At 69.1% G+C, this 12,654-nt stretch carries 11 protein-coding genes; 7 read left to right on the top strand and 4 right to left on the bottom strand.

The features are described from left to right. Positions 1–50 precede the first annotated feature (50 nt). From AC3ENX_RS03500 to AC3ENX_RS03470, 7 genes are read left to right on the top strand one after another with little or no spacing between them, the layout of a single operon-like run. Positions 51–1,571: an ABC transporter ATP-binding protein gene (locus tag AC3ENX_RS03500; protein ID WP_434810473.1), complete on the top strand. Its 1,521-nt coding sequence runs from the start codon at positions 51–53 to the stop codon at positions 1,569–1,571. Positions 1,572–1,576: 5 nt separating this feature from the next. Continuing rightward, positions 1,577–2,893, top strand: a complete 1,317-nt coding sequence (locus AC3ENX_RS03495) for an ABC transporter permease (protein WP_434810810.1) — start codon at positions 1,577–1,579, stop codon at positions 2,891–2,893. Beyond that, complete coding sequence (locus AC3ENX_RS03490; protein WP_434810472.1) at positions 2,890–4,167, top strand: ABC transporter permease; 1,278 nt, start codon at positions 2,890–2,892, stop codon at positions 4,165–4,167. The genes AC3ENX_RS03495 and AC3ENX_RS03490 overlap by 4 nt, the downstream gene beginning before the upstream one ends. 8 nt (positions 4,168–4,175) lie before the next feature. After that, the gene (locus AC3ENX_RS03485; RefSeq protein ID WP_434810470.1) at positions 4,176–4,577 is read left to right on the top strand and encodes a cytidine deaminase; all 402 of its coding nucleotides are present in this window, start codon (positions 4,176–4,178) and stop codon (positions 4,575–4,577) included. Continuing rightward, positions 4,574–5,866 (top strand): thymidine phosphorylase, encoded by a 1,293-nt coding sequence (locus AC3ENX_RS03480; RefSeq protein WP_434810469.1) that lies wholly within the window; start codon positions 4,574–4,576, stop codon positions 5,864–5,866. The genes AC3ENX_RS03485 and AC3ENX_RS03480 overlap by 4 nt, the downstream gene beginning before the upstream one ends. Positions 5,867–5,902: 36 nt before the next feature. After that, positions 5,903–7,018, top strand: coding sequence for an adenosine deaminase (locus AC3ENX_RS03475; RefSeq protein WP_434810468.1), 1,116 nt, complete (start codon positions 5,903–5,905; stop codon positions 7,016–7,018). 43 nt (positions 7,019–7,061) lie between these two features. After that, complete coding sequence (locus AC3ENX_RS03470; protein ID WP_434810467.1) at positions 7,062–7,997, top strand: hypothetical protein; 936 nt, start codon at positions 7,062–7,064, stop codon at positions 7,995–7,997. 127 nt (positions 7,998–8,124) lie between these two features. Here the strand turns inward: AC3ENX_RS03470 and AC3ENX_RS03465 are convergent, their stop codons facing one another. The 4 genes from AC3ENX_RS03465 to AC3ENX_RS03450 form a co-directional block, all read right to left on the bottom strand. Then, positions 8,125–9,006, bottom strand: coding sequence for a hypothetical protein (locus AC3ENX_RS03465; RefSeq protein ID WP_434810466.1), 882 nt, complete (start codon positions 9,004–9,006; stop codon positions 8,125–8,127). Between the two features lie 386 nt (positions 9,007–9,392). Continuing rightward, the gene (locus tag AC3ENX_RS03460) at positions 9,393–10,346 is read right to left on the bottom strand and encodes an SDR family oxidoreductase (RefSeq protein WP_434810465.1); all 954 of its coding nucleotides are present in this window, start codon (positions 10,344–10,346) and stop codon (positions 9,393–9,395) included. Further along, positions 10,343–11,326 (bottom strand): bile acid:sodium symporter family protein, encoded by a 984-nt coding sequence (locus AC3ENX_RS03455; protein ID WP_434810464.1) that lies wholly within the window; start codon positions 11,324–11,326, stop codon positions 10,343–10,345. Before AC3ENX_RS03455 ends, AC3ENX_RS03460 begins: the two co-directional genes overlap by 4 nt. Next, positions 11,323–12,648 (bottom strand): flavin-containing monooxygenase, encoded by a 1,326-nt coding sequence (locus tag AC3ENX_RS03450; protein ID WP_434810463.1) that lies wholly within the window; start codon positions 12,646–12,648, stop codon positions 11,323–11,325. Before AC3ENX_RS03450 ends, AC3ENX_RS03455 begins: the two co-directional genes overlap by 4 nt. Positions 12,649–12,654 lie beyond the last annotated feature (6 nt).

Below are 12,654 nucleotides of genomic sequence, written 5' to 3'. Positions count from 1 at the left end.
TCACGTTTCCACCGGTGCGCGCGGCGCACCCCTTCCCTAGGATCGAGATCATGAAGCTCGAACTTCGCGGCATCACCAAGCGGTTCGGCAGTCTCGTCGCGAACGAGCACATCGATCTGGTGGTCGAACCCGGCGAGATCCACTGCCTGCTCGGTGAGAACGGCGCCGGCAAGTCGACCCTGATGAACGTGCTCTACGGCCTGTATCGCGCCGACGACGGCGAGATCCTGCTCGACGACCACCCCCAGAACTTCCAAGGACCCGGTGACGCGATGCGCGCCGGCATCGGCATGGTGCACCAGCACTTCATGCTGGTCTCCGTCTTCACCGTCGCCGAGAACGTCATGCTCGGGCACGAGGCCACCAAGGGCGGCGGCTTCCTCGACCTCGCAACGGCACGTCAGCGCGTCCGCGACATCTCGGCACGCTTCGGGTTCGACGTCGACCCCGACGCCATCGTCGAAGACCTTCCCGTGGGCGTGCAGCAGCGCGTCGAGATCATCAAGGCGCTCTCGCGCGACGCGCAGGTCATCGTCTTCGACGAGCCGACCGCGGTGCTCACGCCGCAAGAGACCGACGAGCTCATGGGCATCATGCGCGAGCTGAAGGCCGCCGGCACCTCGATCGTGTTCATCACGCACAAGCTGCGTGAGGTGCGCGAGGTCGCCGACCGTATCACCGTCATCCGTCTCGGCAAGGTCGTCGGCGAAGCCTCGCCGACCGCCTCCAACGCCGAACTCGCCTCGCTCATGGTCGGCCGCGCCGTCGAGCTCACGGTGCACAAGGATGCGCCCAAGCTCGGCGAGAAGGCGCTCGTCGTCGAGGGGCTCACGGTACGCGACGCCGTCGGCACCAACGTCGTCGACGACGTGTCGTTCGAAGTGCGCGGCGGTGAGATCCTCGCGATCGCCGGTGTGCAGGGCAACGGCCAGACCGAGCTCACCGAGGCGATCCTCGGCCTGCAGCCGCTGGTGCGGGGGTCGATCACCCTCAACGGCACCGAGCTCACCGGTCGTTCGGTGCGCGGCATCCTCGACGAGGGCGTCGGATTCGTGCCCGAGGACCGCAAGGTCGACGGGCTGGTCGGTACGTTCACGATCGCCGAGAACCTGATGCTCGACCGCGCCGACGGCGCCCCGTTCGTGCGCGCCGGCACGATCCAGCGCGGCGCGCTGGAGGCGTTCGCCGAAGAGAAGTTCGCTGAGTTCGACGTGCGCGCGCAGGGCATCGACACCCCTGTCGGCACGCTCTCGGGCGGCAACCAGCAGAAGGTCGTGCTGGCCCGTGAGCTCAGCCGCGACCTGTCGCTGTTCGTCGCCGCGCAGCCCACCCGCGGCGTCGACGTCGGATCGATCGAGTTCATCCACAAGCGCATCGTCGCGACACGCGACGAGGGCGTGCCGGTCATCGTGATCTCGACCGAACTCGATGAGGTCGCGGCCCTCGCGGACCGCATCATGGTCATGTACCGCGGCCGCATCGTCGGCATCGTCCCGGGCGACACGCCCCGTGACGTGCTGGGCCTCATGATGGCGGGCGAAGCTCCCGCAGGAGAAGGAGCGGCGGCATGAGCGCCATGACCACGCAGACGCCGGCAGAGGTTCCGCCGCCGTCGACATGGCACACCACTCTGCGCCAGATCACCCAGGGCAATGCGCTGATCTCGGTACTCGCGATCATCCTCGCCCTGCTCGTCGGCGGCGTCATGATCGCCTTCACCGACAAAGGCGTGCAGGCGGCCTCGGGCTATTTCTTCGCGCGACCGCTCGACACGATCGTCGCCGTGCTGGATGCCGTGGGCGGTGCGTACGCTGCGCTCTTCCAGGGGTCGATCTACAACTTCGGCGCCCCCGACTTCCTCCGCGGCATCCGACCGTTCACCGAGACCCTGACGTTCGCGACGCCGCTGATCGCCGCAGGTCTCGGCGTCGCGCTCGCGTTCCGCGTCGGCATGTTCAACATCGGTGGCCGCGGCCAGATGCTGCTGGCGGCAGCGGGCGCCGGCTGGGTCGCGTTCGCGCTCGACCTCCCCTGGGGCCTCCACATGATCGTCGCCCTCGTCGTCGGTGTCGCCGCCGGCGCGCTGTGGGGCGGCATCGCCGGGTTCCTCAAGGCCCGCACCGGCGCCCACGAGGTGATCGTGACGATCATGCTCAACTACATCGCGTACTACTTCGTATCGTGGATGCTGCGCACCCCCGGGCTCCTGCAGGCCCCCGGCTCGAGCAACCCGAAGACGCCGCCGATGAAGGACACCGCCGTCCTCCCGGATCTGCTGGGCCCCGGCTACAACCTGCACTTCGGCTTCATCCTCGTGATCCTCGCGACCGTGCTCGTGTGGTGGATCCTGCGCCGGTCAAGCCTCGGCTTCCAGTTCCGCGCCGTGGGTGAGAACCCCAACGCCGCGCGCGTGGCGGGTATCAGCGTGCCGCGCATGTACATCTACGGCATGCTCATCGCCGGTGGCCTCGTCGGCCTCGCCGGTGTCGTGCAGGTGCTCGGCACCACGACCACCGGCTTCACCTCGGGTGTCGATGCCGGCATCGGGTTCGACGCGATCACCGTCGCGCTGCTGGGCCGGTCGACTCCGTGGGGCACCTTCGCCGCCGGCATCCTGTTCGGCGCCTTCAAGGCCGGCGGCTACAGCATGCAGGCTGCCGAGCAGGTGCCGATCGAGATCGTCACCGTCGTGCAGGCGCTCATCGTGCTGTTCATCGCGGCGCCGCCGCTCGTGCGCACCATCTTCTTCCTGCCTTCCGACGAGCGCGACCGCCGTCGCCGTGAGAAGGCGCGCAAGAAGGAACTCAAGGCGAAGATCGCCGAAGACGCCGCCGCAAGCGAGGAGGCAGCCGCCGACCACGTCGACGCCGCGACCGAGGAGGTGTCGAAGTGAGCCACGCCACCGTCTCGACCACCGATGCGCTGCCCAAGACGACCATCGTGCGCAGTTGGAAGACACCCATCGCGCTCGCCGTCTTCACGGCGCTGTTCGCCCTGTTGCTGATCGCCGCCCCGCGCGGCGGTGAGACGACGTTCCGCGTCTCGACCGCGGCCGACGCCATCCTCCTGCCCGACGTCGTCGCACCGGTCGGATTCACCGGTTGGGCGTGCGTCGTGCTCATGGCACTGCTCGCGGCGGGCTCGGCCTGGCTCGTCCGCTCGGTCGGCAGGTCACCCCTGTGGGTCGTGAGCGTGTTCATCATCGTCGGCGTCGTCGGCTTCCTCACGTGGGCGGCCTCCGGTGGCACCGTGCCGGTCGCGAACCTGCTCGCCGGCGCGCTGCTGGGCGCGATGCCGCTCATCTTCGGGGCCCTCGGCGGTGTCATCGGTGAGCGAGCCGGTGTCGTCAACATCGCGATCGAAAGCCAGCTGCTCGCAGGAGCGTTCACCGCCGGCGTCATCGCGAGCATCACCAAGCAGCCGCTGTTGGGCCTGGTCGGTGCGGCGTTCGCCGGTGTGCTGGTCGCGGTCGTGCTGGCCGTGTTCGCCATCAAGTACCTCGTCGAGCAGGTCATCGTCGGTGTCGTGCTGAACGTGCTCGTCGCGGGACTCACGAGCTTCCTGTTCACGCAGGTGCTGCAGCCCAACGCCCAGACGCTGAACAACCCGACGCGCCTGCCGCGCATCGCGATCCCGTTCCTGAGCGAGATTCCGGTGATCGGGCCGGTGTTCTTCCGCCAGACCGTCATCGTCTACCTCGCCTACTTCATCGTCGCCGCGGTGTTCGTCGCGATGTTCTACACGCGCTGGGGCCTGCGTCTGCGCGCGGTGGGCGAGCACCCGCAGGCAGCAGACACGGTCGGCATCAACGTCAACGCCACCCGGTTCTGGAACGTGCTGCTCGCCGGCGCGATCGCAGGCCTCGGCGGCGCACTGTTCACCGTCGGCGGCGGCATCGCCTTCGGCAAGGAGATGACCAACGGTGCCGGCTTCATCGCCCTCGCGGCGGTCATCTTCGGCCAGTGGCATCCGATCAAGGCGACCCTCGCGGCGCTGCTGTTCGGCTTCGCATCCAACCTGCAGAACACGCTCAGCATCATCGGCTCGCCGGTGCCGAGCGAATTCATGCTCATGCTTCCGTATCTCGTCACGATCTTCGTGGTGGCCGGTGTCGTCGGAAAATCCCGCGCACCCGCCGCCGACGGCGTGCCGTACATCAAGGGGTGATCGATTCCGTGACCGACATCGACTGGGACGAACTGCGCCACGTCGCCACCGACGCCATGCAGCGGGCCTACGCGCCCTACTCGCGCTACCGCGTGGGCGCTGCCGCACTCGTGAGCGACGGACGCATCGTGTCCGGCTGCAACGTCGAGAACGCCTCGTACGGCGTCGGCCTGTGCGCCGAGTGCGCACTCGTCGGCGACCTGCACATGTCAGGCGGCGGGCAGCTGGTCGCGTTCGTGTGCGTCAACAACGACGGCGAGACGATCATGCCGTGCGGGCGATGCCGCCAGCTGCTGTACGAATTCGCGCTGCCCGGGATGCTGCTCGAGACCGTGTCGGGCATCCGCACGATCGATGAGGTGCTGCCCGACGCGTTCGGTCCGCGCGACCTGGAAGAGGGCGCCCGATGAACGCCGTCGAGCCGTTCGACGCCGTCGACGTCATCCGCACCAAGCGCGATGGCGGCGCCGTCCCCGAGGACGCGCTGCGCTGGATGATCGACGCCTACACGCGCGAGTACGTGGCCGATTCGCAGATGGCGGCGTTCGCGATGGCGGTGCTGCTCAACGGCATGACCCGCGACGAGATCCGCGTCATGACCGACGCGATGATCGCGTCGGGGGAGCGCATGCGCTTCGACGGCCTCGTCAAGCCCACCGTCGACAAGCACTCCACGGGCGGCGTGGGAGACAAGATCACGTTGCCGCTGGCACCGCTGGTCGGCTCGTTCGGCGTCGCCGTGCCGCAGCTGTCGGGTCGCGGGCTCGGCCACACCGGTGGCACCCTCGACAAGCTCGAGGCGATCCCCGGCTGGCGCGCCGCACTCAGCAACGACGAGATGTTCGAGCAGATGCGCACCGTGGGCGCCGTCATCTGCGCCGCAGGCTCGGGCCTCGCGCCCGCCGACAAGCGCCTGTATGCCCTTCGCGACGTCACCGGAACCGTCGAAGCGATCCCGCTGATCGCCTCGAGCATCATGTCGAAGAAGATCGCCGAAGGCACCGACGCCCTCGTGCTGGACGTGAAGTTCGGCTCGGGCGCGTTCATGAAAGACGTCGACAAGGCCCGCGAGTTGGCTCGCACGATGGTCGCCCTCGGCACCGACTCCGGCGTGGCCACGACGGCGCTGCTGACCGACATGAACACTCCCCTGGGGCTCGCGATCGGCAACGCGAACGAAGTGCGCGAATCGGTCGAGGTGCTCGCCGGCGGTGGCCCCGCCGACATCGTCGAACTCACCGTCGCCCTCGCGCGTGAGATGCTCACCCTCGCCGGTCAGCCCGACGCGGACGTCGAGGCTGCCCTGCGCGACGGCCGTGCGATGGACACGTGGCGCGAGATGATCCGCGCGCAGGACGGCGACCCCGACGCGCCCCTACCGACCGCAAACGAGACGCACACCGTTACCGCAGATCGCGACGGCGTGATCACGAGCATGGCCGCCCTGCCGTTCGGGGTGGCCGCCTGGCGCCTCGGCGCCGGCCGCGCCCGCGCGCAGGATCCGGTGCTGCACGCCGCCGGCATCGACCTGCTCGTCAAGCCCGGTGACACCGTCACCGCAGGCCAGCCCATCTTCACGCTGTCCGCCGACGACGACACCCGCTTCGGGCGCGCGATGGACGCCCTCGAGGGCGCGTGGGAGATCGGGGCGGAAGCCCCGGCATCCACCCCGCTCGTGCTCGAGCGCATCACCGCCTGATCTTCTCCCGCCCTCCCACCACCCCAGAGGACTGACATGGCCATCGACCAGCACGGCGACCGCAAGCTGCAGGGCGTCTCGATCCGCTCGCTGCCGAAGGTGTCGCTGCACGACCACCTCGACGGCGCCGTGCGGCCCGCGACCATCATCGAGCTCGCAGAGGACATCGATCTCGACATCCCCGAGACCGACGCCGACGACCTCGCCGACTGGTTCGAGGAAAAGAGCGACTCCGGGTCGCTCGTCGAATATTTGAAGACATTCGACCTGACCACCGCCGTCATGCAGACCGCCGACGGGCTGCGCCGCGTCGCCAAGGAGTTCGTCGAAGACCTCGCCGCCGACGGCGTCGTGTACGGCGAAGTGCGGTGGGCGCCCGAACAGCACCTCTCGCGGGGGCTGTCGCTCGAAGCCGCCGTCGAGGCCGTGCAAGAGGGCATCGAAGAAGGCGAGGATGCCGTCGATGCGAACGGCGGCGACATCCGCGTCGGCCAGCTCATCACCGCGATGCGCCACACCGACCGGTCGCTCGAGATCGCGAAGCTCGCCGTCGACTTCCGTGGTCGCGGCGCCGTCGGATTCGACATCGCCGGCCCCGAAGACGGGTTCCCGCCGTCGAACCACCGCGAGGCGTTCGACTACCTGGCATCCGAATTCTTCCCCGTCACGGTGCATGCCGGCGAGGCCGCGGGGCTCGACTCAATCCGCTCCGCCCTCATCGACGGTCGCGCGCTGCGCCTGGGCCACGGCGTGCGCATCGCCGAAGACCTCGACGTCGTCGGCCGCTCGGGCGAAGAAGTGCGCGTCACCTTCGGCGACCTGGCCCGCTGGGTGCGCGACCGCGAGATTCCGCTCGAGCTGTCACCCTCGTCCAACCTGCAGACGGGCGCGATCGCGGCATGGGGCGAAGAGCTCGCCGACCACCCCTTCGACCTGCTGTACCAGCTCGGCTTCGCCGTCACGGTCAACGTCGACAACCGCACGATGAGCCGCACGTCGCTCACGCGCGAGCTGTCGCTGCTGGTCGACACGTTCGAATACACGCTGGAAGACCTCGAGTCGTTCCAGCTCAACGCCGCCGCCGCAGCATTCCTCTCGGTCGAGGAGCGCGAAGAGCTCATCGAGATCATCGCCGACGGCTTCCGCGCCTGACCTTCCTGCCGGGAGCGAGCTGCCCGGTGGATAGGGTCGAAGCATGGGGAACGCACGGGATGAGCTGCGCGAGGTCGCGGCCGCACGCACCGCACGATCAGGCCTCGAACGGCAGCTCCAGGCGATGCTGGCGAGACGGGGCGAGACCCGGCAGCGGGTGTCTGGCGCAGAAGCCGCGCTGGCTGCTGAGGCACGCGACGTTGCCAAGCTGGAGTCGTTCTCGCTGACCAAGGTCTGGGCGAGCCTGCGCGGCACCGACCTCGACGACTTGCAGCGTGAGCGCGCCGAAGTGCAGGCCGCGCAGTACGCGCTCGCCGAGGCGCGGCAAATGCTTGCCGATCACGACGCGAGCGTCGCCGACCTCGAAGGCCGACTCGCAGCGTTCGGCGACCTCGACGCGCGTCACAGCCGGGCACTGGCCGCACGGGAACATGAGATGCGCGCGGGTGACGGTGCGGCCGAGGCGCTCGACCAGGTCGCCGAGCGGCGCGGTGCACTCCACGCCGAGGTCGTCGAGCTGCAGCAGGCGATCGAGGCGAGCGTGCACGCCGACGCGGCCCTCGCCGCAGCCGAAGAGTGTCTCGACAGCGCCTCGGGGTGGGCGACCTACGACACGTTCTTCGGCGGCGGGATGATCGCCGACCTCGTCAAGCACGACCGCATGAACAAGGCCGCCGATCTCATCCGCCGTGCCGACCGTGCCCTCGCCGAACTGGGCGCCGAGCTCGCCGACGTCGGGATGGCGGCGGCAGGCGACCTCGGCATCGACGACTTCTCGCGCGCACTCGACATCTGGTTCGACAACATCTTCACCGACTGGGCGGTCCGCGACCGCGTCGTGGCCGCCGCACAGCGCGTGCAGCAGCTGCGCGCCGGAATCGCCGGCATCCACACCGACCTCACCGCCCGCCTGATCGCCGCCCGCGCCCGCGACGCCGACCTCGTCGCCGAGCACGAGCGCCTCCTCGCCGCCGACTGACGCCGAGCCGCAGCCGGTGTTGCCGCGTGTCGTGCGCCATGAAGAAGCGTTCCCCCGGCGCCGAACTCCTGAGAATCCGGCGACGGCGGGCTCGAACCACCCCCATACGGTTCCGCGGCGCGATTCCTCAGGAGTTGCGCCCAATGCACGGGCGCGGGCGTCGAGTGGACGACCTGGAGTCAGCCCGGGGTCCTTGGGCAAGCGCTGCGCGTAGCCAGCCGATGATGAGATCGGGGTGGTACAGCACGTCTTCAGTGAGGAGGCGCAGCGGGGTGTAGCCGAGCGCGATGGCGGCGGCGTCGCGGCGTCTGTCGCGTCGATGGTCTTCCCATGAGCCATGAAACTCCTCACTGTCGCATTCGATGATCAGCCAGCCGTCGACGAGCAGGTCCACCCGCCCGACACCGCGGATGCGGACCTGGAGTTCCGCGCGATATCCGAGCGCACGCAGCATGAGTCGAACCAGCGTCTCAATGCCTGATTCGGCTCGGCGATCCAACAGCGGCCGCAGTCGGCGGTGCCGCCGCGGGACGAGCGCGAACACTTCCGCCAGATCAGCCTCATCGACAAGACCGCGGTGCCACGCGCTGTCCAGCGTCGCGATTGCGGCGCGAGGTGATTGGCATCGGATGGCCTGCGCGAGCGCCTCAGTGATCGGTACTTCCAGATCGTCGCGGCCCGCATCGCTCGGGCGCCAGTGGCGGGTGGCATCGTCGGGGCAGGCCGGGAGACGGCTCGCAGTCGGCGCGACCTGCACGTGGAGCCGGGCGTGATCCTGGACGAATACACCGAGCCGTCGCAGCCGAGAGATGCAATCCAAGCGCGCGCCGAGTCGTGCTGCGGCAAGGATCGGGCTTGGGACGTCGGGTGCAACGAAGCGGCCGCGGCGAACACGGACGAGCGCTCCTTCGTGGACAGCGTCAGCGATCGCTCGGCGACCTATGCCGTCGTGTCGCAGCTGTGCTGTGCTGAATGAACGCACGGTCGGGGGCGGAGCGGAGTCGAACATAGGCCGAAACTGCCACCTTGGAGTCGCCGCTGACGCGCCCGTCGATCAAATTGTGGATGACCCGGTAGATCGCCGCGTCGTGGAGGAAGCGACGCGCAGCACAGCGATGCGACACATCGCGGGTCGAACTCCGGAGTTTCGTGGCCAGCGGCATCCAATCGGCAGCACCCGGGCATGTCGATGACCAGAACTCAGGAGTTCGGCACGGCTCGGGGCTCGCCGCGCCGTGCCGTGGTCGCCATCGGCGACCTGACCCGGTTGCCTGTTCTCGGAGGGAGAATCCGGCCGAACTCCTGAGATCTGGGCGTCGCTGGGTCAACAACCGGTGTCTCGCGCGCGACGGCGGTGAGAACTCCTGAGTTGCGCGTCGGTGCGGCCCGGGCGGGTCAGCGGCGGGTGACGGCGGGGTTGGCGGCGAGGTAGGCCTCGAAGGCTTCGCGGCTCGTGCGGCGGGGCGTGTAGCCGAACTCTGTCTTGAGGGCGTCGTTGGCCAGCACCGGGCGGTACCGCAGGAATCCGACCTGCTCGGGGCCGTGCACCGTCAACCGAAGCGCGTTCGCGACGCGCAGCGCGGCCGCGAGGACGCTGGCCGGGACCACGAGCGTCGGTTTGCCGAGCCGGCGCGCGATCTCGGGCACGGTGACGCTGCCGTCGCCGGCGACGTTGTAGACGCCGGGCGGGCCGTCGGTCGCGGCGCGCGCCATCGCGGCGGCGACATCGTCGACCCAGACGAACACGAACGGTGCGTCCGAGCCGGCGACGCGCAGGATGCTGCGGCCGTCCCACAACCTCGTGATCTGGTTGCGGACGGTCGGGCCGAGGATCGTGCCGATGCGGAAGACGACCTGCTCGAGTTCGGGGTGCGCCGCCCGGTACGCGCCGAGCAGCTGTTCGACGAGTCGCTTGTGGCGCGCGTACGGAAACGCGTCGTTGCCGCGCAGCGAATCGGACTCGCGCAGCCACGGCGGGTTGTCGGCGTGATAGCCGTACGCGGCGCCGGACGACGACACGACGATGCGCCGCACCCCGGCTGCAAGGCACGCCTCGAGCACGTTGTGCGACCCGTCGACGTCGACGTGGTATTCGGTCTCGTGGTCGCGGCCCGGATTGACGATCGCCGCGAGGTGTACGACGGTGTCGATGCGGTGCCGGTCGAGCAGCGGCGGGATGCCGCCGGGGTCGACGACGTCGCCGCGTTCGTAGACGACGCCGTCGACGGGTTCGACGGGATCTCGCACGTCGGCGGCCACGACGAGTTCAACGTCGTCGCGCGCTGTGAGGGAGCGGGCGACGTGGGTGCCGAGGAACCCGCAGCCGCCGGTGATCAGGACGCGGGTCACGTCGCGGGCTCCGCGGGGCTCGACGCGGCGTCGGGTGCGGATGCCGTGGCGTGGCGGGTCGCGTCGCCCGAGACCGAGCCGGTGCGGCGCTTCGTGCCGCGAGCCCACAGGGTCGCAACGACGAGCCCGGCGATGATGTCCCAAATGCCCCACCATCCGGCGACGATCGCCATGCCGCCGAGGCCGCCGAAGAACGAGAACACGATGCCGAGGCCGAGGCCCGCGTTGCGCACGCCGACCTCGAAGGTGATGGCCTTGCGCTCGCGGGTGCCCATGCCGCCGACGGCCGCGGTGGTGTAGCCGATCGCGAAGGCGACGGCGTCGTGGATGGCGACGGCGAGGACGATCACACCGAGGAAGGCGATGAAGATCTGCCAATTGCCGGCGAGGGCAGCGACGATGAACACGAGCAGGGCGGCGAGCGAGATCCAGCGGACGAACGGCTGTACGCGGGCGGCGAGCGTCGGCAGCTTGGCGCGCACGGTGAGCCCGACGACGAACGGCACCCCGATGATGAGGGCGATCTCCAGCAGCATCTGCGCGGGGTTGAGGGCCACGACGTGCAGCAGGACACGGGTGTCGTCGCGCAGCGACCCCCAGAACGCGATCGACAGCGGCATGGCGAACAGGTAGAGCAGGTTGCCGACGGCGGTCATCGACACCGACAGCGCCACGTTGCCGCCGGCTCGGTGGGTGAGCACCTGCGAGATGTTGCCGGCGGGGCAGCAGGCGACGAGGATCATGCCGAGCGCCATCGACGGCGTCACCGGCAGCAGGAACGTCAGGCCGAAGGTCACCGCGGGCAGCACGAGCAGCTGCGCGATCAGCGCGATGATCATGGGCTTCGGCTTGCGCAGCACCGCTTTGAAGTCGCTGGGGGCAACATCCAGCGCGATGCCGAGCATCAGCAGGCCGAGCACGACGTTGAGGATCATCAGCGTCGCGGGGGTGAAGTTCAAGACGACGTCGTCGGGGTTCATCGGGTGCCCCTTCGTCGAGGGTGTCGGGGGTGCGACGCGGGCTGCAGGGATGCCGTGGCGTCGCGTACGGCGCGCCGGTAGGCGTCTTTGTTGACGTAGTACGACATGCGCTGCAGTGCGAGGTAGCGGTAGCCGCCGGTGAGGTCGGGCCACGGCTCGTCGGTGACGCGGGCGCGGAAGGCTGCGGCATCCGCCTCGGCGGCGGAGAGGTACGCGGCGATGAGCTCCGCCTGCTCGTAGCGGCCCTGCCAGCCGATGCCCGAAGCCTCGATCATGCCCATGACGAACAGGCCGTTGAACCCTGGCGGGAAGACATTGAGGAACAGGTGCGGCGCCATGCCGCGCCAGTTCAGGTGCTCGCGATCGACGAAGGGGTAGTCGAGGGTGTAGCCGGTCGCGAGCAGCACGGTGTCGTAGTCGCCGCTCGTGCCGTCGCGGAAGTGCACTCGTTCGCCGTCGAAGCGCGCGATGTCGGGCCGGATGCGCAGGTCGCCCTGCCCGAGGTGTCCGAGCACCTGGGTGTTGACGATCGGGTGCGATTCGTAGATGCGGTAGTCGGGCTTGGGAAACCCGAATCGGGTGGGGTCGCCGGTGAACGCGCGCAGCACCCTGGTGTCGACGAACTGCTTGATGCGCGCCGGCAGCGGCCGGCCCTGGTTGAGGGTGTCGGAGGGGCGCCCGAACAGGTAGCGGGGCACGAAATAGTAGCCGCGGCGCACGCTCATATCGACGGATGCCGCGTGATGCACGGCATCCACTGCGATGTCGCAGCCGGAGTTGCCCGCCCCGATGATGAGCACACGTCGTCCCGCCAGCGACGTGCCCCGCTTGTACTGCGACGTGTGCAGCAGCTCCCCGGTGAACGCGCCGGGGAAGGTGGGGATGCTGGGCTCGGCGAGTGTGCCGTTGGCGAGGATGACGCCGGCGAAGGTCTCGGTGTGCTCGCCGTCCGGCGAGGTCGCGGTCACGTCCCAGGAGCCGCCTTCAGTGGGGGAGAGCGCCGTGACGCGCGTGTTGAAGCGGAACAGCCCGGTGAGTGCGAAGGCGTCGGCGTAGTCCTCGAAGTACTGCTTGAGCACGCGGTGATCGGGATAGTCCACGGTCGTCCGCATCGGGAACTCGGCGAACTGCGTCGTCGTGCGTGACGAGATGAGGTGCGCCGACTCGTACATCGTCGAGCGGGGATTGTCGATGTCCCAGAGGCCGCCGACACCGTCCGACGCTTCGAACCCGGTGACGTCGAGTCCTGCCTTGGTGAGCGCCCTGGCCGCGGCGAGCCCTGACGGGCCTGCGCCGATCACCGCGTAGCGGCGTGCTGCCATGGCGTG

It is taken from the genome of Microbacterium sp. bgisy189 (assembly GCF_057707225.1).
Note: the sequence above shows the minus strand (reverse complement) of the source record. Positions and strands in the feature narration are given on the sequence as shown.

Excerpts from the sequence above, each read along its gene's own strand:
- AC3ENX_RS03500 (WP_434810473.1), top strand. The coding sequence starts at position 51 with ATGAAGCTCGAACTTCGCGGCATCACCAAGCGGTTCGGCAGTCTCGTC.
- AC3ENX_RS03495 (WP_434810810.1), top strand. The coding sequence starts at position 1,577 with ATGACCACGCAGACGCCGGCAGAGGTTCCGCCGCCGTCGACATGGCAC.
- AC3ENX_RS03480 (WP_434810469.1), top strand. The coding sequence starts at position 4,574 with ATGAACGCCGTCGAGCCGTTCGACGCCGTCGACGTCATCCGCACCAAG.
- AC3ENX_RS03475 (WP_434810468.1), top strand. The coding sequence starts at position 5,903 with ATGGCCATCGACCAGCACGGCGACCGCAAGCTGCAGGGCGTCTCGATC.
- AC3ENX_RS03470 (WP_434810467.1), top strand. The coding sequence starts at position 7,062 with ATGGGGAACGCACGGGATGAGCTGCGCGAGGTCGCGGCCGCACGCACC.
- AC3ENX_RS03465 (WP_434810466.1), bottom strand. The coding sequence starts at position 9,006 with ATGTTCGACTCCGCTCCGCCCCCGACCGTGCGTTCATTCAGCACAGCA.
- AC3ENX_RS03455 (WP_434810464.1), bottom strand. The coding sequence starts at position 11,326 with ATGAACCCCGACGACGTCGTCTTGAACTTCACCCCCGCGACGCTGATG.
- AC3ENX_RS03450 (WP_434810463.1), bottom strand. The coding sequence starts at position 12,648 with ATGGCAGCACGCCGCTACGCGGTGATCGGCGCAGGCCCGTCAGGGCTC.